At 69.2% G+C, this 19,298-nt stretch carries 18 protein-coding genes; 8 read left to right on the plus strand and 10 right to left on the minus strand.

The annotated features are described in order from the left end of the window. Positions 1-14 precede the first annotated feature (14 nt). The 3 genes from htpX to JKL49_RS02935 all read right to left on the minus strand — a co-directional run bounded on the left by htpX (position 15) and on the right by JKL49_RS02935 (position 3,847). Positions 15-953 carry a zinc metalloprotease HtpX gene (gene htpX / locus JKL49_RS02925; RefSeq protein ID WP_215338215.1) on the minus strand — a complete coding sequence of 313 codons (939 nt, stop codon included), beginning with the start codon at positions 951-953 and terminating at the stop codon, positions 15-17. 63 nt (positions 954-1,016) lie between these two features. Next, positions 1,017-2,528: a putative bifunctional diguanylate cyclase/phosphodiesterase gene (locus JKL49_RS02930; protein WP_215338216.1), complete on the minus strand. Its 1,512-nt coding sequence runs from the start codon at positions 2,526-2,528 to the stop codon at positions 1,017-1,019. Positions 2,529-2,599: 71 nt separating this feature from the next. After that, entirely contained in the window at positions 2,600-3,847 is a 1,248-nt protein-coding gene (locus JKL49_RS02935; protein ID WP_215338217.1) for a dicarboxylate/amino acid:cation symporter, read from the minus strand. A gap of 113 nt (positions 3,848-3,960) precedes the next feature. Between JKL49_RS02935 and JKL49_RS02940 the strand changes: the two genes are divergently transcribed. The 4 genes from JKL49_RS02940 (at position 3,961) to JKL49_RS02955 (ending at position 7,769) form a co-directional block, all read left to right on the plus strand. Beyond that, positions 3,961-5,415 carry an AMP nucleosidase gene (locus JKL49_RS02940; RefSeq protein WP_215338218.1) on the plus strand — a complete coding sequence of 485 codons (1,455 nt, stop codon included), beginning with the start codon at positions 3,961-3,963 and terminating at the stop codon, positions 5,413-5,415. Between the two features lie 118 nt (positions 5,416-5,533). Further along, positions 5,534-5,710 (plus strand): oxidoreductase-like domain-containing protein, encoded by a 177-nt coding sequence (locus tag JKL49_RS21360; protein WP_215338219.1) that lies wholly within the window; start codon positions 5,534-5,536, stop codon positions 5,708-5,710. Positions 5,711-5,762: 52 nt separating this feature from the next. Next, positions 5,763-6,539: a tyrosine-protein phosphatase gene (locus JKL49_RS02950; protein WP_215338220.1), complete on the plus strand. Its 777-nt coding sequence runs from the start codon at positions 5,763-5,765 to the stop codon at positions 6,537-6,539. 60 nt (positions 6,540-6,599) lie between these two features. Beyond that, a complete protein-coding gene (locus tag JKL49_RS02955) occupies positions 6,600-7,769 on the plus strand; it encodes a pyridoxal-phosphate-dependent aminotransferase family protein (protein ID WP_215338221.1) in 1,170 nt (389 codons plus the stop codon). A 22-nt stretch (positions 7,770-7,791) separates the two neighbouring features. Here JKL49_RS02955 and JKL49_RS02960 read toward each other — a convergent pair whose 3' ends face one another. Further along, positions 7,792-8,238 carry an endonuclease domain-containing protein gene (locus tag JKL49_RS02960; RefSeq protein ID WP_215338222.1) on the minus strand — a complete coding sequence of 149 codons (447 nt, stop codon included), beginning with the start codon at positions 8,236-8,238 and terminating at the stop codon, positions 7,792-7,794. 466 nt (positions 8,239-8,704) lie between these two features. Between JKL49_RS02960 and JKL49_RS02965 the strand changes: the two genes are divergently transcribed. Next, positions 8,705-10,930 (plus strand): autotransporter family protein, encoded by a 2,226-nt coding sequence (locus tag JKL49_RS02965; protein ID WP_215338223.1) that lies wholly within the window; start codon positions 8,705-8,707, stop codon positions 10,928-10,930. 93 nt (positions 10,931-11,023) lie between these two features. Here the strand turns inward: JKL49_RS02965 and JKL49_RS02970 are convergent, their stop codons facing one another. After that, positions 11,024-12,109: a 3-deoxy-7-phosphoheptulonate synthase gene (locus tag JKL49_RS02970; RefSeq protein ID WP_215338224.1), complete on the minus strand. Its 1,086-nt coding sequence runs from the start codon at positions 12,107-12,109 to the stop codon at positions 11,024-11,026. A 211-nt stretch (positions 12,110-12,320) separates the two neighbouring features. Here JKL49_RS02970 and JKL49_RS02975 point away from each other — a divergent pair, with 211 nt between their 5' ends. Continuing rightward, positions 12,321-13,220 carry an aminoglycoside phosphotransferase family protein gene (locus JKL49_RS02975; protein WP_215338225.1) on the plus strand — a complete coding sequence of 300 codons (900 nt, stop codon included), beginning with the start codon at positions 12,321-12,323 and terminating at the stop codon, positions 13,218-13,220. A gap of 90 nt (positions 13,221-13,310) precedes the next feature. Here JKL49_RS02975 and JKL49_RS02980 read toward each other — a convergent pair whose 3' ends face one another. The 4 genes from JKL49_RS02980 to JKL49_RS02995 form a co-directional block, all read right to left on the minus strand. Continuing rightward, the gene (locus JKL49_RS02980; protein WP_215338226.1) at positions 13,311-14,075 is read right to left on the minus strand and encodes an SDR family oxidoreductase; all 765 of its coding nucleotides are present in this window, start codon (positions 14,073-14,075) and stop codon (positions 13,311-13,313) included. 578 nt (positions 14,076-14,653) lie between these two features. Next, the gene (locus tag JKL49_RS02985) at positions 14,654-15,490 is read right to left on the minus strand and encodes a protein NO VEIN domain-containing protein (protein ID WP_215338227.1); all 837 of its coding nucleotides are present in this window, start codon (positions 15,488-15,490) and stop codon (positions 14,654-14,656) included. Positions 15,491-15,646: 156 nt separating this feature from the next. Then, positions 15,647-16,828: an alpha/beta fold hydrolase gene (locus JKL49_RS02990; protein WP_215338228.1), complete on the minus strand. Its 1,182-nt coding sequence runs from the start codon at positions 16,826-16,828 to the stop codon at positions 15,647-15,649. A gap of 129 nt (positions 16,829-16,957) precedes the next feature. Then, the gene (locus tag JKL49_RS02995; protein ID WP_430700830.1) at positions 16,958-17,203 is read right to left on the minus strand and encodes a BrnA antitoxin family protein; all 246 of its coding nucleotides are present in this window, start codon (positions 17,201-17,203) and stop codon (positions 16,958-16,960) included. A 376-nt stretch (positions 17,204-17,579) separates the two neighbouring features. On the opposite strand from JKL49_RS02995, the gene JKL49_RS03000 reads away from it, so the two are divergent. Together JKL49_RS03000 and JKL49_RS03005 are read left to right on the plus strand one after the other, a co-directional pair. After that, positions 17,580-17,960, plus strand: a complete 381-nt coding sequence (locus JKL49_RS03000; RefSeq protein WP_215338230.1) for a VOC family protein — start codon at positions 17,580-17,582, stop codon at positions 17,958-17,960. A 6-nt stretch (positions 17,961-17,966) separates the two neighbouring features. After that, complete coding sequence (locus JKL49_RS03005) at positions 17,967-18,641, plus strand: hypothetical protein (protein ID WP_215338231.1); 675 nt, start codon at positions 17,967-17,969, stop codon at positions 18,639-18,641. A gap of 225 nt (positions 18,642-18,866) precedes the next feature. Here the strand turns inward: JKL49_RS03005 and JKL49_RS03010 are convergent, their stop codons facing one another. Beyond that, entirely contained in the window at positions 18,867-19,298 is a 432-nt protein-coding gene (locus JKL49_RS03010; protein ID WP_215338232.1) for a response regulator, read from the minus strand.

A 19,298-nucleotide genomic window follows, 5' to 3' on the forward strand; every position in this document is an offset into this window, starting at 1 on the left:
TGAGCGGATTTGTACTAACTGCTCCAGGGACCCCGTTGCGCCGGGCTCACCGGCACGGCCGTGCCCGAGCGGCGTGGGGCCCCGGTGACGGTGGGCGAGCGGCCCGCCAGCTTCATCAGTTCGGCCACCCGGTTCTGGGTCGCCGGGTGGGTGGAGAACAGGTTGTCCGCGCCTTCGCCCGACAGCGGGTTGATGATGAACATGTGGCTGGTGGCGGGATTGCGCTCGGCCTGATGGTTGACCATGCCGCCCCGGGCATAGGCGTCGATCTTCTGCAGGGCTGAGGCGAGCGCCTCGGGATCGCCGCTGATCTCCGCCCCGCCGGCGTCGGCGCCGTATTCGCGGTGGCGGCTGATGGCCATCTGCACCAGGGCCGCGGCGATGGGCGCCAGGATGGCGATGGCGATCACGCCGAGAATGCCGCCGGGCCGATCGCGGTCATTGCCCTGGAAGAAGAAGGCGAAGTTGGCGAGCGCCGAGATCGCCCCGGCGATGGTCGCCGTGACGGTCATGGTCAGGGTGTCGCGGTTGCGCACATGGGCCAGCTCGTGGGCCATGACCCCGCGGATCTCGCGGCGGTCCAGCATCCGCAGCAAGCCGAGATTGGCCGCCACGGCGGCGTGTTCAGGGTCGCGTCCGGTGGCGAAGGCGTTCGGCTGGTCGGAATCGATCAGATAGACCTTGGGGCGCGGCATGTCCGCGCCGTCGGCAAGCGCATGAACGTCGGCGGCGAAGTTCGCGATCAGCCGGTCGGGGTGGGTCTCGTCCACCTCATGGGCGCCGTACATCCGCAGCACGATCTTGTCGGCGTTCCAGTAGCTGACGGCGTTCATGGCTACGGCCAGCAGCAGGGCGATAGCCATGCCGCCGGGCCCGCCGATCAGATAGCCGGCGCCGACGAAGAGGGCGGTCATCGCCGCCAGCAGCATGAAGGTTCGAAGGTGGTTGCGCATGGGTCCCTTGGGGCCGTTGTGGTCCGACGGGATATGGGGACGCCGTGGGCGGGCGGCCAGGGGCTAGACCGCCTTGCGCAGCCGGATCGGGGTGACCGCCGGGGCTAGGGGGCCCGACGCGGCGGCGCTCTCGCGCAGGCGCAGCTCCACCGCCTCGGCGGGCATGGGCCGGGCGAACAGGAAGCCCTGCAGGCGGTCGCAGCCGGCGGCGCGCAGGAACAGGGCCTGGGCCTCGTCCTCCACCCCCTCGGCGACGATGCGGATATCCAGCGAGGTGGCGGCCTGCAGCATGGCGCGCACCAGCTTGGAGACCCGGGGCTCGCGGCCCACGTCGCCGATCAGCGACTGGTCCAGCTTCACCGTGTGGATCGGCAGCTGCATCAGGGCGCGCAGGTTGGAATAGCCGGTGCCGAAGTCGTCCAGGGCCACCCGGATCCCACAGGCGGCCAGCCGCTCGATGTGGCGGCGCGCCAGGTCCAGGTCGTCCACCAGGAAGGTCTCGGTGATCTCGACGGTGAGCGCCCTGGCCGGCAGGTCGGTCTCCCGCAACCTGCGGATCAGGTTGCGGGAAAAGGACGGGTCCAGCAGCTCGCGCGGCGAGACATTGAAGGAGATGGTGTCGATCAGCCCCTCGGCCACCCAGGGCGCGGCGCGCTGGCAGGCGGCGGCGAACACCGCGGCGTCCATCTGTCCGATCAGGCCCACCTCTTCGGCGAGCGGTACGAAGGTCCCGGGCAGCAGCAGGCCCTGTTCCGGGTGGTTCCAGCGCGACAGCACCTCGACGCCGACAATGCGGCTGTCCTGGGCGTTCACCACCGGCTGATACCAGGGGACGATCTCACCGCCGGGAATGGCGCGGCGCAGGTCGGTCTCCAGGCTGTTGCGCCGGTCGCTGGCCTCGCGCAGGTCGCTGTCGAAGACCGAGGCGCGGCGACCGCCGCCGGCCTTGGCGCGATAGAGGGCCATGTCGGCGAAGCGCTGCAGGTCGGTGGCGTCGACAGCGTCATCGGGGAACACCGCCACGCCGATCGAGGCGCCGGGGGCCACGGTGCGGCCATAGATCCAGTAGGGTTGGGCGAGCGCCGTGGTGATCTGCTCGGCGCGCCTGGCGACGTCGGGATGGGCGCTGATCAGGGCGAATTCGTCGCCGCCAAGCCGGGCCACCAGATCGCCGGCCTGGGCCTGGGTCCGCAGCCGCGTGCCGATCTCGTTGAGCAGCAGGTCGCCGGCATGATGGCCGAGCGTGTCGTTGAGATGCTTGAAGCGGTCCAGGTCGATGACGAACAGGGCGATGTGGTCACCGCTTTCGTGGGCGTCCTCCAGCCGCTCGATCAGGGCCGAGGTGAAAGCCCCGCGATTGAGCAGGCCGGTCAGGGCGTCGGTCCGCGCCAGGTGCAGGGTGAGCGACCGCTCGGCCTCCAGCTCGGCGACCCGCACGCCAAGCGCGGTGGTCATCTGCGCGAAATCCTCGCCGGCCTGAGCGAGTTCGGCGGTCCGCGATTCGAGCAGGGCCTGGGCCTCGCGGCGCGCGCGGCGTTCCTGCTCGATCTCGTCTGTCGAGCCTTCGCTCGCCATGGTCCGCCCCCGGGGCTTCATCCCCAGGGCGAGTTTTGACTCAGAAGGCCGGAATCGACCGTTAACGTCGGCTAGGCCACCTTGGGCTCCGGCTCGGGGACTTCGATCTGGCCCTCCCACTTGGCGACCACGGCGGCGGCGACGGAGTTGCCCACCACGTTGGTGGCTGAGCGGCCCATGTCCAGCAGGTGGTCGACGGCCAGGATCAAGATCAGCCCCGCCTCCGGCAGCTTGAAGTAGGAGAGCGTCGCGGCGATCACCACCAGCGAGGCCCGCGGCACCCCGGCCATACCCTTGGAGGTCACCATCAGCAGGGCCAGCATGGTGATCTGCTGGCCGATGGTCAGGTCGATGCCATAGGCCTGGGCGATGAACAGCACCGCGAAGGTGCAGTACATCATCGAGCCGTCCAGGTTGAAGGAGTAGCCGAGCGGCAGGACGAAGCTCGCCACCTTGCGCGACACGCCCCACTTCTGGAGCTCCTCCAGGGTGCGCGGATAGGCGGCTTCCGAGGAGGCGGTGGAGAAGGCCAGCAGGGCCGGCTGGCGGATCGCGCCCACCAGCTTCAGGCCGCGGGCCCCGACGATCAGGACCAGCACCCCGATCAGCAGTCCCCAGAGGATGCCCAGCGAGGCGTAGAAGCCCAGCACGAACTTGGCGTAGGTGGCCAGGATATCCAGGCCCTGCACCGCGATGGTGGCGGCCAGGGCCGCGAAGATGGCCAGCGGCGCGGTCTTCATGACGTAGCCGGTGACCTTTAGCATGATGGCGGCGATCTGCTCCACCAGGGCCAGGACCGCCGGGGCCCGGTCGTCGATGGAGGCCACCGCGGTGCCCACGAAGACCGAGAAGATCACGATCTGCAGGATCTCGTTGTTGGCCATGGCCTCGACGATCGACTTGGGCACCACGTGGGTGATGAATTCCTTCAGGGTGAACTTCGACATGTCCACCGTCGCCCCCGCCGCCAGATCCGGGTTGGGCAGGGCCAGGCCCGATCCCGGATGCAGCAGGTGGGACATGATCAGGCCGATGGTCAGCGAGACGATCGAGGCGGTGATGAACCAGCCCAGGGCCTTGACGCCGACCCGGCCGATGGTGGCGGCGTCCTCCATGTGGGCGATGCCGGCCACCAGGGTGGCGAACACCAGGGGGGCGATGATCATCTTGATCAGCCGCAGGAAGACGTCGGTGATGATGGAGAGGTTGTCGGCCACCGCCTTGGCCTGATCGGCGTCGGCGTACTGGTTCACGCCCCAGCCGACGGCGATCCCCAGAACCATCGCGCCAACGATGAAGGCGGTGAACAGGCGATTCATGGCGACCCCTAGGTAAGACCCTTAGCTGGCCTTTGTCGCCGGGATGGAGCCTTGCGTCCATCCCGCTGCTCACGCCGTCTCGAAACCTTGGCGCGCCTGCGCTAAAGTGCGCCATGAACCACGAGACGCAGGCGGCCGAGATCGTCGAACGGCTGAACGCCGAATACCAGAAGACCGTCGACGCCCTGCGCGACGCCCTGAAGATCTTCCTGGCCGGCGGGCCGCCGCCCGACCCCAAGGTCCGCGCCCGGGGCGCCTTCGTCTATCCCGAGCTGCGCCTGACCTGGCCGCCGGGCCAGAGCTTCCCCAGGCTGAGCCGCGCCTATGCGAGGCTCTCGGCGCCCGGCAAGTATGCGGTGACCGTCACCCGCCCCGACCTGTTTCGCGACTACCTGATCGAACAGATCAGCCTGCTGCTGGCCGACTTCGAGGTGGAGATCAGCGTGGGCCGCTCCACCCAGGAGATGCCCTTCCCCTATGTGCTGGACGGCGCCGTGGACATCGCCATGGCCGATATCGGCTCGGCCGACATCGCCCGCCACTTCCCCACCACCGAGCTCTCCCAGATCGGCGACGAGATCGCCGACGGGTTCTGGAGCCCGGCCCTGGAGGAGGCGCGGCCTCTGGCCCTGTTCGACGGCCTGCGGACAGACTTCTCGCTCGCCCGCCTGACCCACTATACGGGCGCGCCGGCCGAGCACGTGCAGCAGTACATCCTGTTCACCAACTACCACCGCTATGTCGACGAGTTCGTCCGCTGGGGCTGTGAGCAGCTGAAGGTCCCGGGCAGCCCCTTCACCCAGCTCTCGGCCTCAGGCCGGGTGATGGTGACCGCCGACTCTGAGAACCCCGAGCAGCAGATCGCCGACGGCTCCTGGCGCCGCCACCAGATGCCGGCCTATCACCTGATGGCTGAAGGGCGGGCGGGGATCACGCTGGTCAACATCGGGGTCGGGCCCTCCAACGCCAAGACCATCACCGACCACCTGGCGGTGCTGCGGCCCCAGGCCTGGCTGATGATCGGCCACTGCGGCGGCCTGCGCGGCAGCCAGACCATCGGCGACTATGTGCTCGCCCACGCCTATCTGCGCGACGACCACGTGCTGGACGACGTCCTGCCGCCGGCCATCCCGATCCCCCCCATCGCCGAGGTCCAGGTGGCGCTCGGCAAGGCCGCCGAGCAGGTCACCGGAGAGACCGGCGAGGTGCTGAAGAAGCGGCTGCGGACCGGCACCGTGGTCACCACCGACGACCGCAACTGGGAGCTCCGCTACTCGGTCAGCGCCCTGCGGTTCAACCAGTCCCGCGCCGTGGCCATCGACATGGAGAGCGCCACCATCGCGGCCCAGGGCTACCGGTTCCGGGTGCCCTACGGGACCCTGCTGTGCGTCTCCGACAAGCCGCTGCACGGGGAGATCAAGCTGCCCGGCCAGGCCAACGCCTTCTATGAGCGGGCCATCGGCCAGCACCTGCAGATCGGCATCGCGACGATGGCGCTGCTGCGCAAGGAGGGCGCGCGGCTCCACTCCCGCAAGCTGCGGAGCTTCGACGAGCCGCCGTTCCGCTGAATAGGGTGGTGGCCGCGGAGGGCGGAAAACGGGTTCATCGGCGGTGGGCCGCGAGGCCTTGTCTGGTAAGGACGTCCGGCCCGCCATTTCACCAACACGTGCCGATGTTCGACCAACGATGACCGACGAACCCCCTGTTCCGAAACGGCCCAAGAGGCCTGACCCGATGGAGTGCTGCCGGCGCGGCTGCTACCCCTGCATCTTCGACTATTACGACACCGCGACCGAGCGCTGGGAGGCGCGGGTGAGGGCGATGGGGTTGGATCCGGAGGCCATTCCTCCCGATGTGGATTGATCGGGGCCGGTCAAGATTGCCTTCCCCGGGGTTGCGGCGCTAGACGATCCCCATGACCCGGCACATCGCCTTTGACGGCATCGAGAACTTCCGCGACCTCGGCGGCTACGACACCGCCTGCGGGCGCGGCATGAAAGCCGGCGTGGTCTATCGCTCGGCCAACCACGGCCAGGCCACCGAGGCCGACCTCGCCAAGATGCGCGACTTGGGGATCACCACCATCGTCGACCTGCGCCGCCGCCGCGAGCGCGACCGCGAGCCCTCGCGCCGCTGGCCGGGCTTTGCCGGCCAGGTGATCGAGAACGACATCGAGGGCGTGGAGACCGACTGGGTCGAGGGACTCGCCGCGGCCGAGCGCATCGACGCCGACTGGTTCCGGGCCGACAGCATGGGCTTCTACCGCGAGGCGCCGCATCAGCCGCGCCACGTGGACCTGTTCCGCCGCTACTTCCGGGCGCTCGGCGAGACCGACGGCGCCCTGGTGGTGCACTGCGCGGCGGGAAAGGACCGCACCGGCCTGATCTGCGCGCTCACCCACCACATCGCCGGCGTGCATCGCGACGACACCCTGGCCGACTACCTGCTGACCAACAACGAAGACCGGATGTCGGCGCGGATGGATTTCCTGCGGGGCTATATCCTTGACCTGACCGGCCGACATGTGGACGACGCCGGCCTGCGGCAGGCGGTCAGCGTGGACACCGACTATCTCGACCACGGCCTGGCGGCGATCTCCGAAAGCCACGGCGGCATCGACCGCTATCTGGAGGAGGTGCTGGAGGTGGACTCGGGTCTGCGCGGCAAGATCGAGGCGCGGATCCTGCGCTGACGTTGCGCAAGAGGCGCTCGCGGCCTAATCGTCCCGCGCCATCTTGTTCGGGAACACCTCATGCAGAGCTTCCAGCCGCCGCGCCGTATCCTGATGGGGCCTGGCCCCTCCGACGTCAGCCCCCGCGTGCTGGCCGCCCTCGCGCGTCCCACCATCGGCCACCTGGATCCGGCCTTCCAGGACCTCATGGAAGAGATCAAGGCCGGCCTCTCGCGGCTGTTCAATGCCGACGGCTATGCCTGCGTGCCGCTGCCGGCGCCGGGGACGGCGGGGATGGAAGCGGCCATCATGAACCTGCTGGAGCCGGGCGACCGGGCGGTGATCGCCATCAACGGCGCCTTCGGCGGCCGCATGGCCGACATGGCCGACCGGGCCGGCGCCGAGGTGATCAAGGTCGAGTTCGAATGGGGCCAACCCGTCGATCCCGCCAAGGTCGAGGCCGCCCTGGCCGGTGGGCCGGTGAAGGTGCTGGCCTTCGTCCACGCCGAGACCTCCACCGGCGCCAAGAGCGACGCCGCGGCCCTCTGCGCGCTCGCCCGCAAATACGGCGCCCTGTCGGTGGTGGACTGCGTCACCTCGCTGGGCGGCATCACGGTGGACGCCGGCGCCTGGGACGCCGACGTGATCTATTCCGGCACTCAGAAGTGCCTCTCGGCGCCCCCCGGCCTATCGCCGATCTGCCTGTCGCCGCGCGCCCAGACGGCGATCAGCGGCCGGACCACCAAGGTCCGCAACTGGCTTTTGGATTTCAACCTGCTGATGGCCTACTGGGGCGGCGAGGGCGGCCGGACCTATCACCACACGGCGCCGATCAATGCGCTGTATGGCCTGCATGAGAGCCTGGTGGCCCTGTTCGAGGAAGGCCAGCAGGCCGTCCTCGTGCGCCACGCCCGGTCCCACGAGGCCCTGGCCGCCGGGATCGAGGCCGCGGGCCTGAAGTTCCTGGTGGAGCCGGCCCACCGCCTGCCGCAGCTCAACGCCGTGCTCGTCCCCGAGGGCGTCGATGAGGCCGCCGTGCGCGCCTACGTCCTGGCCAAGTGGGACCTGGAACTCGGCGCCGGCCTCGGCCCCCTGAAGGGCAAGATCTGGCGCATCGGACTGATGGGCGCCTCGTCGACCGCGTGGCACGTGCGGCTATGCCTGACGGCGCTGTGCGAGGCGTTGAACGCCCAGGGGTTCAAGGCCGATGGCGCGGCGGCGGTGAGCGCGGCGGACGGGAAGCTCGCCTAGGCTTAGCGATCCGACGGCCCCCTCACCCTACCCTCTCCCCCGCATTGGGGGGAGAGGAGGGGATAGCTTCAGACTCTCGGGGTGATCGCCCCTCGCCCCCCTGGGGGAGAGGGTAGGGTGAGGGGGTCTCTCCGCTGCAGTGTGCCAGGATGACGTCGCAGACCTCGGCGCTGTGTTCGTAGATTTCGTGGTTCCAGAAGCGGATGACGCGGAAGCCCTGGCTTTCGAGGTAAGCTGTGCGGCGGTCGTCATAGACCACGGCTTCGGAATGCTGGCCGCCGTCGAGCTCGACGATCAGGGCCGCGTCCAGGCAGCAGAAGTCGGTGATGTAGCGGCCGACCGGATACTGGCGGCGCCACTTCCAGCCGCTGAGGCGGCGGTTGCGCAGGGATTGCCAGAGTTTTGCCTCGGCGCGGGTCTGAGCTGCGCGGAGTTCTCGGGCCCGGTCGGTTGGCGCGTCGCGGCTCATCGGCCCCCCTGCTGAATTGGGACGGGATGATCGCATATGTTCTATTTTTGTTCCAGATAATGTGCGATCCGACGGCCCCCTCACCCTACCCTCTCCCCCGCATTGGGGGAGAGGAGGCAATAGCTTCAGACTCTCGGGGTGATCGCCCCTCGCCCCCCTGGGGGAGAGGGTAGGGTGAGGGGGTCTCGCCGCCGCAGTGCGCCAGGATGAGGTCGCAGACCCCGGCGCTGTGTTCACCCCCTCAGCCACCTTCGGTGACAGGTCCTCCAGAAGGGGAGCATCTGGCGGGCACGCTTGAACATTAAGCGGTGACCCTGGGAACCGGTTCGAACGCGGAGCGCTTGATAGCGGCCACGATTGCGCTTTTTGAGCGCGGCGAGGCACCGGCGGTGCGTTTCAGGCAGCCCGCGCGACCCAGCGGCAAGACCTCACCGAAGACTGCCTACGGACCCTGGAGGGGGCCGCCATGAAACATATGTTCCTGATCCCGCCGCTGAGCCTCGCGCTCGCGGCTCTGTCCACAATGGCCGTCGCACGCGAGGTGGTGGTGCTGCCGGGCGTGGTGAGCCCCGTGGGCGTCGCCAGCGGGGTCGACACCCAGGGACCTGGAACCCTGACCGTCGGCGCCCAGGACATCAACACCGGCAACGACGCCGGCGGCGCGATCACCAGTTCGGCGGCCAACACGGCCAATATCCGCTTTAACAACAACTCCACCGTGACCGGCTTCGTCGGCTCCACCGGAACCACCTTCCTCAACATCGCCGCCGGGGCCAACGGCAACACCGTCACCTTCAACGGTCCGGTCTACGCCACCACCTTCACCGTGACGGGCAGCGGCACGGTCAACTTCAACCGCGGCTTCACCAGCAACACCGGCTCGACCCTGGACTTCGCCGGGGACGGCTTCCTGAACGTCGGCTCGGGTCAAACCGTCAAGGCGGCCCTCACCAACACCGCCGGGGCCAACACCGGCGCCTTGACCCTCAACAACGGCAGCATCTTCGACGGCGCGGTGGGCGCGGCCAGCGGTCTGAAGCTGGTCCGGGTTTCCGGCGGCAACGCCCTGATCACCGGGCAGGTGAAGGCCGGGACCTATAGCCTCGACACCAACACCCTGAACGTGGCGGGCGCCTTCGCCATTCCGGTGGCGGGCACGATCAACACCACCATCTTCAGCCCCTCGCTCTACGGCAAGATCGTGCCGGTCGGCGCGGCCACCATCGGCGACGGCCTGAAGGTGCTAGTCACCGTCACCGGCCCGATCGCCAACGGCACGAGCTTCAACATCGTCGACGCCACCAGCGGCACCACCGGCAGCACGGTGACCGCCACCAGCAACACCCTGCGCTACGCCTTCTCGGCGGCGCCCACCACGGCGGGCCTGGTGCGGATCACCACCACCCAGATCCCGCTGGTGGATGTGGTGACCCCGGTGGTGACGCCGCCGGTTGTTCCGGGCGTGCCGGTGGTTCCCGGGGTTCCCGTCCCTCCGGCGGTCAGTCCGGTGCTGCCCATCGTCATCGCCCCGGTGATCGACGCCCTGCCGGTGACCCCCACCAATGTGGGGATCCTGACGGCCATCACTCTGCTGCCCAGCGCCCCGGCCATCGCCGCAGCCCTGGCCCAGCTCGGTCCCGGCACCGCCAACCTGGCCTCGCCCCAGGTGGCGTTCCGCGCCACCCAGCGGTTCCAGGACCTGTGGGCCTCTCACATGGAAGGCCAGCAGTCCTGCAGCCAGGACAGCCAGATGCGCGACCGGCAGGCCCGCCGCGCCGCCGACGCCTCGGCCTGTCAGGTCGATGACGACCGTCGCCCGCACCTGTGGATGACCGGGTTCGGATACGAACGCTCGCCGTTCAGCTCCGGCCGCCAGGGCGACGTCGCCGGCTACGAGGGCAACGAGTCCCGCATCGCCGGCGCCATGGTCGCCTACGACGCGCCGATCGGCGACAACGCGCGCGCCGGCCTCGGCCTGCGCTACTCGCTGTCGACCATCGACGGCAACAACGGCGCCTCCGGCGTCAATCCGCCCCGCAGCCATGGGGACATCAGTTCCTATCAGGCGACGGCCTATGTCGGTTACGCCCCGGGTCCCTGGTTCCTCAACGGCTCCATCGCCTACGGCGTCGATGACTATTCGGGCTTCCGCCACGTGGCCTTCACCGGCGTCGACAGCACGGCGGTCGCCGACTACAGCGGCTCCCAGTTCACCGCCTTCGCCACGACGGGCTATCACTTCCGCCTCGGCGACGGTCAGACGGTGATCACCCCCTACGCGACGCTGCAGTACACCGACCTGCGGACCGACGCCTATACCGAGACCGGCGACCCCGCGCTCAATCTGAAGGTGGACGCCCAGCAGTACGACTTCCTGCAGAGCGGCCTGGGGGCGAAGATTTCGCGCGACATTCCGCTGTCGGGGTCTGGGCTGTTCCGCCCCGAGTTCCACGGCAAGTGGCTGCACTCGCTGAGCGAAGAGATGATGAGCAACACCTCGGCCTTCCAAAGCGGCGGCCCGGCCTTCACCGTCACCGGCCTGAAGGCCGACCGCGACACCTTCAATGTCGGGACGGGCTTCACCTACAGGAGCCTCGGCGCCTGGTCGGTCGGGGCGGGCTACGACTATCTGTGGCGCACCCAGAACTACTCGGCCCACCAGGTGATGGTGAGCTTCCTGCTGCGACTCTGACGGCCGATGGAGGGCTCCGCGGCGCGGGGCCCTCCTGACCGCCCAGATCGACCTGCACGGGCAAAGCGCTCACAGCGCCACGGATGTCGTCCCTCACGCCATCGCCCCTTCCTTCACCGCCGCCGCCGTCACCCGCCGCCGCGCCCGGACCCCCTCGGCCAGCCGTTCCAGCACTGCCACCGAGGTTTCCCAGTCGATGCAGCCGTCGGTGATGCTCTGGCCGTAGACCAGGGGCTGTCCCGCCACGAGGTCCTGGCGGCCGGCCTCGATGTGGCTTTCCACCATCACGCCCACGATGCGGCGTTCGCCCCCCGCAAGTTGCCGGGCCACGTCGTCCATCACGCGGGGCTGGTTGGCGGGGTCCTTCGACGAATTGGCGTGGCTGGCGTCGATCATGATCGAGGGGCGCAGACCCGATGTCTCGATCACCGCGGCGGCCGCCGCCACGCTGGCGGCGTCATAGTTGGTGGCCGTCCCGCCCCGCAGCACCACGTGGCAGTCCTCATTGCCGGTGGTGGCGGCGATGGACGAGCGGCCGTCCTTGCTCACCGCCAGGAAATGGTGCGGCGCGCTGGCGGCCTTGCAGGCGTCGACGGCGATCTTCACGTCGCCGCCGGTGCCGTTCTTGAACCCCACGGGGCAGGACAGGCCCGACGCCATCTCACGGTGCACCTGGCTCTCGGTGGTCCGCGCCCCGATCGCCCCCCAGCCCACCAGGTCGGCCAGGTACTGGGGGGTGATCACGTCCAGGAACTCCACCGCCGCCGGCAGCCCCATGTCGTTGATGTCCAGCAGCAGGCCGCGCGCCAGCCGCAGGCCCTCGTTGATCGCGAAGGTCCCGTCCAGATAGGGGTCGTTGATCAAGCCCTTCCACCCGACCGTGGTCCGGGGCTTCTCGAAATAGACGCGCATCAGGATTTCCAGCTCGCCCCCGAACCGCTGCCGCTGCTTCAGCAGCCGGCCCGCATAGTCCATGGCCGCCTCCGGATCGTGGATGGAGCAGGGGCCGATCACCACGGCCAGCCGGTCGTCCTGGCCGTGCAGGATGCGATGCAGGGCATGGCGGGCGGCGGTGACCGTCACGCTGGCGGCAGGCGTGCGGACGAACTCGGCCATCACCTGGGACGGCGGGCTGAGCTCGGTGAGGCTGGTGATGCGAAGGTCGTCGGTGCTGGACATGGGGATCTCCGGGTCGGGGAGGTCACCGTGGCGGGCATAAAAAAACCGCCAGGGTGACTGGCGGTGGGTGGGGGCTTGTCTAGGACGCTGTCACGTCACGCCAAGTCCTTCCTCCGCCAGGGGCGTCGGAAAGCTAAAATACCAGGCTTGGGCGGCGGTGCGGGACATGACAGAAACCGCGATACACCAGCTTTTCCACGGAGTCACCCCGGTGAGCGCGCCTCTCAACACCGCCGTTGGCGTGCCGCCGGCCGAGATCGAGATCGGCGAGGCCCTGGTCCGCGCCCTGCTGGCCGCCCAGCATCCAGACCTCGCTCACCTGTCCATCCGTCGCGTCGCCTCGGGCTGGGACAACGACATGTTCCGGCTGGGGGACGACATGACCGTGCGGATGCCGCGACGGCTGGCTGGCGTCGAGCTGATCGCGAACGAGCAGCGGTGGCTGCCGACCCTGCCGGACCTGCCCCTGCCGATCCCCGCGCCCCTGCGGCTCGGCGTGGCGGGCGAGGGTTATCCCTGGCCCTGGAGCATCCTGCCCTGGATGCCGGGCGGCCCGGCGCACCTCGACCCGCTCACCGCCGACCAGGCGCCGGTGCTGGCCGGCTTCCTCAAGGCCCTGCACCAGCCGGCGCCCACCGACGCGCCGCACAATCCGCATCGTGGCGTGCCGCTGAACGATCGTCTGGACTACCTCACGCCCCGCATCGACCGGTTGGCGGCTGAGACCAATTTGATCACCCCGCGTATCCGTGAGGTCTGGGCCCGCGCCCTGGCCGCCCCCCTCGACGTCGAGGCGACCTGGCTGCACGGCGACCCCCACGCCTGCAACGTGCTGTCGCAGGACGGCCAGCTGACCGCCTTCATCGACTGGGGCGACCTGTGCCAGGGCGACCGCGCCACCGACCTCTCCAGCCTCTGGATGCTGCTGCCCGACATCGCCTCGCGCCACGCCGCCATGGCCGCCTACGGCGCCTCCGACGCCACCTGGGCCCGGGCCGCCGGCTGGGCGGTGAACTACGCCGTGGTCCTGACCGACGCCGGCCGGGTCAATGATCCGCGGCTGCTGGCCATGGGGGCCAAGACGTTCGCCATGGTGGAGGCGGGGGACTGAGGGCGAGGCCCCAGCCCCCTCCGTCTCTTCGCGACGCTCAAATCCACCTCCCCCGAACCGCGCTTCGCGCTGGGGGAGGCGCTAGAGGGATCAGGAGGTGGAGCCGCCGTCGATGACCACGGTCTGGCCGGTCATCCAGGAGCCGGCCTTCGACGCCAGGAACACCGCGGCGCCGGCGATGTCGTCGGGTTCGCCCAGGCGGCGCAGGGGGGTGCCGGAGCTGGCGCGGGCCTCGCCGGCCGGGGTGTCCCACAGGGCCTTGGCGAAGTCGGTCTTCACCAGGCCCGGCGCGATGCAGTTGACCCGGATATTGTGGGGCGACAGTTCCTGGGCGAGGTTGCGGGCCAGCTGCATGTCGGCGGCCTTGGAGATGGCGTAGGCGCCGATCACCGAGGTGCCGCGCAAACCCCCGACCGACGAGATGATGATGATCGCCCCGTCCTTATTGGCCTTCATCTCCTCACTGGTCATGTTGATCAGCCAGTTGTTGGCGATGATGTTGTTCTCGAGGATCTTGCGGAAGGCGTCGTCGGGAATGCCGCTCATCGGCCCGTAATAGGGGTTCGACGCGGCGTTGCAGACCACGATGTCGATCTTGCCGAAGGCCTTGCGGGTCTCGTCCACCAGCCGCTGCAGGTCGTCCTTCGACGAGATGCTGGCGGGGATGGCGATGGCCGCGCCCGGGTGCTTGGCGTTTATCTCGGCGGCCACCTCGTCGCAGGGCCCGGCCTTGCGCGAGGAGATCACCACCTTGGCGCCGTGCTCGGCCATGCGCTGCGCGATGGCCTTGCCGATCCCGCGCGAGGACCCGGTGATGACGGCGACCTTGCCGGTCAGATCAAACAGCTCACCCATGAGCGCAACTCCCTAAAACAGATGTTTGGTTTTATGGGCTGGCATTTGCGGGACGGCGCGACGTGGCGTCAAGGGTAGGTGCGCCCGCTTCTGGATCAGAGCTCAAAGGTCTTTCGCGGACCAACCTGGATGGTTCGAATTGAACCCTCGTCAATCCAGAGCGTGACCCGATGCCGGCCGTTGTCGAACGAGGCCACCATCCTGTTCTCATTGCACCCAAGTCGGACAAGTTCGAGAGGACCCAGAGGCCGCCCGTCAACCCTCCCCGCTTCGCGGTACCCGCAGTACCCGTCCTTCAGACCGCCGAGGTTTTCCTCGAGAAGCCGAAAATCCGGAGCGTCGACGTGGTCCCCCACGCATATCTGACCTGTCGGATCGCATTTCGAAATCTTGTATGGCGCCATCGAAACGACGTCCGGCGCGACAGCGCATCCGAATACAGTTCCGGCCAAAAAGAGAGACACACCAAGCGCGAGTGCTCTGGTTCTTCCCAAGCGAGCCATTCTCCCCCCTACTTATTCTTTCAACCTCGGTCGCGATTTGGCGCCGGAGTTAGGCGCCCACGGCCCCCGAGTTCTTCAAAATGACGCGCGATAGACTTCTGGACTTAGCTGCACCTTATCCTCCAGCGGCGGTCTGAGTTTGAACAGACGCGGCGCTTCCCGGAACTCGAACAGCCGGTAGAGACGGAAGACGTCGGGGCGTTCGCCGGAGAGGTCGTGTTCGTTGCGCGTCAGGTAGAAGGGCGTCGTCCGTGTGCCGGTCGTGGTCTTGACCTCGATAAGCCGCTCCCCGCCGGCGGGATCGAAGGACAGGATGTCATAGCCCGCGCCGTCGCCCTCCTCCTGGGAGACCCAGCGGACTTTGCGGGCCAGGTCGGGCCGATCCAGGCTCTGCAATTTCCGCCGTTCCGCGCCGAGCACCAGTTCCTCGCCGGCCAGACCGAGCGCGCGGTTGCGGGCGTCGCGGGCCGCGGGATCGAACTTGCGGACCAGACGCGCCATGTCGGGGTTCCGCGCCCAGACCGCGTCGGAGCGCGCCGGAGGCGGCTCCTCGTACAGGGCCGCGTCCTCTCTGAGGCTGGCGAGCCGCGGCTTGAAGTCCAGGTCGAACTCGGGATGCGCCGACAGGTGGCGCTCGACGGCGGCGAGCAAGGCGCCCTGATAGTTGGCCTTGGCCTTGTAGCCGCGGATGGTGGGGCGCCCGAGCTCCTGGAGGACCGCCGAGATGTTCATGTGCTTGAACTCGACGGACCGATGGGTTCGACCGATCCGAGCCATCAGCGCGGCGCTGTGGTGGGATTTCACATAGGGCTCGCCGCGCATCTCGGCGCGAAGCATGGCGAAATAATCTTCGAGGATCAGGTCCAGTTCCTGATCCTGCCAGTCTGTGCCGATCTTAGCCTGGTCCGCCACACGCGCTCCCCCGTTGCAGGACCTTGCCTGGTTGGGACGGTGCGCGCCATGACGAAGGCGGGGCCTGTGGCCCCTGGGTGGCTGCTTCGCGCCGCTTCGCGGTCCCGGTTCTCCGCTGCGGCGCAGCCGGGATGACGGGCTGTGGAGAAGGCTCGGCTAGGGAACCGCCGCCAGGAACCCGGTGACCTGTGCCACGAACCAGGCCCGTTGGTCGCGGTGGACATAGTGGCCGCCGGCCGGGGCGGTGCGGTGGACGGCGCCGCGATAGCGGCCGGCGAGGTCGGACTGGGCCTGCGTCCAGAGGCGGTCGAAGGGCTTGGCGCCCGGGGCGCGCGACAGCACCAGGACGGGCTTCCCGACGACGGGGACGAGCGCCTCGACCTGGGCGACGCTGGCGTCAAGGGCGGCGACCTCGGCCTGGGCGCCCTTGGGGGCGAAGGTCATCATGGCCGGGGTGGCGACGCACATGGACAGGCCGGCGGCCTGGCAGCGGCGGGTGAAACCGGCGGGGCGGGACTCCTCCAGGATCAGGCCGGCGACCTCGTCCGGATGGTGGGCTGCGATATACTCCGCATAGAGGCCGCCGATCGAATGGCCGGCCAGGACATAGGGGCCGGCGACACCTGACGCCGCCAGCAGGGCCTGGAGCTCGCGGTCCACGGCCGCGGCGTCGCGAGGGCCGGTGGGGGCGCCGCTGCCGCCATAGCCGGCGCGGTCGTAGAGGATGACGGTGGCGTGGGCGGCGAGGTCCGGCGCCACCTCACGGAACGAGGCCATGCCGTCCCCCAGGCCGGAGATCAGCACCAGGACCGGGCGGCCCTGGCCCTGGACCTGATAGGCGACCGCGTGGCCGTCGGCCTCGACAGCGGCGGGCGCGGCGCTGGCGGCGGTTCCGAACAGGGCGCCGGCGGCCAGGGCGGCGGCGAGGACGCCGTGGCCTGGGGTGGCGACGCGGCGGGTCCGCAGCAGGCGCCGGGCCAGCCAGGCGGCGGCGGTGAGGTCGTAGGTGAGGCAGAAGGCCGGCCACCAGGACGGGACGCCGGGATTGTCCACCAGGCGGGCGTGGAACAGGTCCAGGACCCCGTGGGCGGCCAGGGCCGCGACGATCCACCAGAGATTGGTCCGGAAGCCCAGCACCGCCACGCCCCAGAAGGCGGCCAGGCCCAGGGTCTCGAACCCCAGCGCCGGCAACGACCCGCCCATGACGGCGAAGAGGTCGTGATAGGAGGCGACCACGATCAGGACCACCGGATAGAAGGCCCGTCCGCGGTCAAAGCCCACGAAGGTGGCCATGACGCCGACCGCCAGGCCAAGGCCCGCCCCCACCAGATATTCCATTCGCGTCGTTCCTTGAGGTTCCCAGGCAGCCTAGGGGGCACAGGGCCGTGGCGAAATGTCAGAGATATCGCAGATCACGCCAATTGGGCAGGCCGGGTGTCCTCCCCAGGCGCAGGCCGGTTCGGAGAGTTAAACGGCCTTGCGCAGGATCTCGTTGATCCGGCTCTGCCAGCCGGGGCCCGACTCCCGCAGGCGGTCGATGAGATCACTGTCGAGGCGGAGGGTGATCTGACGCTTGGGGTTTTCGAGCTTCGGACGGCCGCGCTTGGTGAGCGTGCCCTGGGCGGGACGCAGGACCCGGTCGCCCTCCATCAGCGCGGCGCGCTCGAAGAACTCGTCGGTCAGTTCGGGCGCGTCGTCCGGATCAGTCCAGATGGGCGTTTTCTTGTTCCCTGGCATTGCCCGTCCTCATCCGCGGCGCGTGGCCTGTCGGCATTTATTGTAACGACAGAATTTATTGAGCGTGAGCGCAATTCAGGATCGAGGCATACGCCCTTGCCTCCCCGGTTGCGCAGGCGAGGCAAGGGCTCAGTGAATTCCTCCCCCAGCGCGCAGCGCGAGTCGGGGGAGGTGGATCGGGGCTGAAGGCCGCGAGACGGAGGGGGTTTGGGCCCTTGGAGCGGCACGGCCCTAGCCCCCTCCACCGCTTCGCGGTCCCCCTCCCCCGGTGGGGGAGGAATTAGGGGGCCGTTGTCACGGACGGGTCGTGGGCCCTATGAAACTGGCAACAACACACCAACGGGAGGACACCATGTTTTCGCACATCATGATCGGGACCAACGACGTCGAGCGGGCCAAGACCTTCTATGACGCCGTGCTGGGGACGCTGGGGGTGCCGGCGGGCGCCATCGATGGCGGGCGCAGGATCTTCTACCGCACCAAGACCGGGGTGTTCTCGGTGACCAAGCCCATCGATGGCGAGCCGGCCTCGGCGCCCAATGGCGGGACCATCGGGTTTGCCTGTGAGTCGCCCGAACAGGCCGACGCCTGGCATGCGGCCGGCGTCGCCAATGGCGGCACGGCCATCGAGGCGCCGCCCGGCGAGCGCGAGGGTTCGGGGCTGTACCTGGCATATCTGCGCGATCCGGACGGCAACAAGATCTGCGGGCTTTACCGGATGCCGCGAGCCTAGGCGGTGATGGGCTGGGCCAAGAAGATCGGCTGGGCCGACGCCGGCAACGGCGTGGGCCTGGCGCTCTTCGCCCTGCTCTATCTGTGGCGCGAGCCCCCGGGACTGCTGCTGCTGGCGGCGGGCCTGACGCCCGTCGCGGCGGCGATCCTGGCGGCCCGGGGTGTGCTGACCCTGGGCCGGCCGGCGAGCGCCGGGCCTTCGGAGATCGCGCCCCTGCTGTGGCTGGGCCCCTGTTTCGGCCTGGCCTACCGGGCGCAGGCCGACCTCGCCTCTCCGGCCTGGGGGGCCATGCTGCTAGTGGCCGCCGGCCTCGCGGCGGGATGCGCCCTACTGGCCTGGCGCGCCGACCGGGGCATGCCGTGGCCGACCGTGGCGGCGATGGCCGGGGTGCTGACCTTCGGGATCTGGGGCGGCCTCGTCCTGGCCAACCAGAGGCTGGACGGCGATGGTCCGGCCCGGGTGTCGGCCGAGGTGACGGCGCGGCGGCTCGGCGCCCGCGGGCCCACGCCAAGGCTGAGCCTGCGGACCGATGAGGCCCAGCCGCGGCTGTTCAACGGCCTGTGGGTGGACCGACCGATCTATGACGCGGCCCCGCTCGGCGCGCGGGTCTGCCTCGACGCCCAGGACGGGGCCTTGGGCTGGCCCTATGCGCGGATCGTCCCTTGCGCGGGTGGGGGCTGAGGGCGGGCGCGATTGGGACCGGAGCGTCCGGGCCGGATGCCGCGCGGGTAGAGCGACGGCCCATCCGACCCATTCGTCATCCCCGGGCTTGTCCCGGGGACCCATGATCTCCGCCCATCCGCAGATCGCGCGAGGCCGCAGCGAATCTTTGCTGAGCCACGGAGATCATGGGTGGCCGGGACAAGCTCGGCCATGACGATCAAGGGGCTTTGGCTTGGGGCGCGCCTACACCGCCTCCGGCAGATCCTCGTCGAAGACTTCGAGGTCCTGGGGGCGGGGCTGGGTGGCGTCGCCGGCGAGGCGCGCCAGCAGGTAGCCGACGGCGGCGACCATGTCGTCGACGCTGTAGGGCTTGGGCAGGGAGCCCACCGCCGCCGAGCGGGCGGAGACGGCGCGGTCGGGCTGGCCGCTGATGAACAGCACCGGGACGTCCAGGGTCTTGAGTTCGGAGGCGAGCGCGATGCCGTCATTGCTGCCGTAGAGCTTGATGTTCACCAGGGCGAGGTCGGGCTTGCGCGCCCGGGCCGCGGCCAGCGCCTCTCCCGGGCGGCTGGTGAGGTCCATGACCTGGTAGCCGGCGTCCTCCAGGCCTGTCTGGAGTGAGATGGCCGTGAGGATCTCGTCCTCGACGATCAGCAGGGTGGGGGGGGTGTCCAT

The sequence above is a fragment of the Phenylobacterium glaciei genome, from assembly GCF_016772415.1.
Taxonomy (GTDB): Bacteria; Pseudomonadota; Alphaproteobacteria; order Caulobacterales; family Caulobacteraceae; genus Phenylobacterium; species Phenylobacterium glaciei.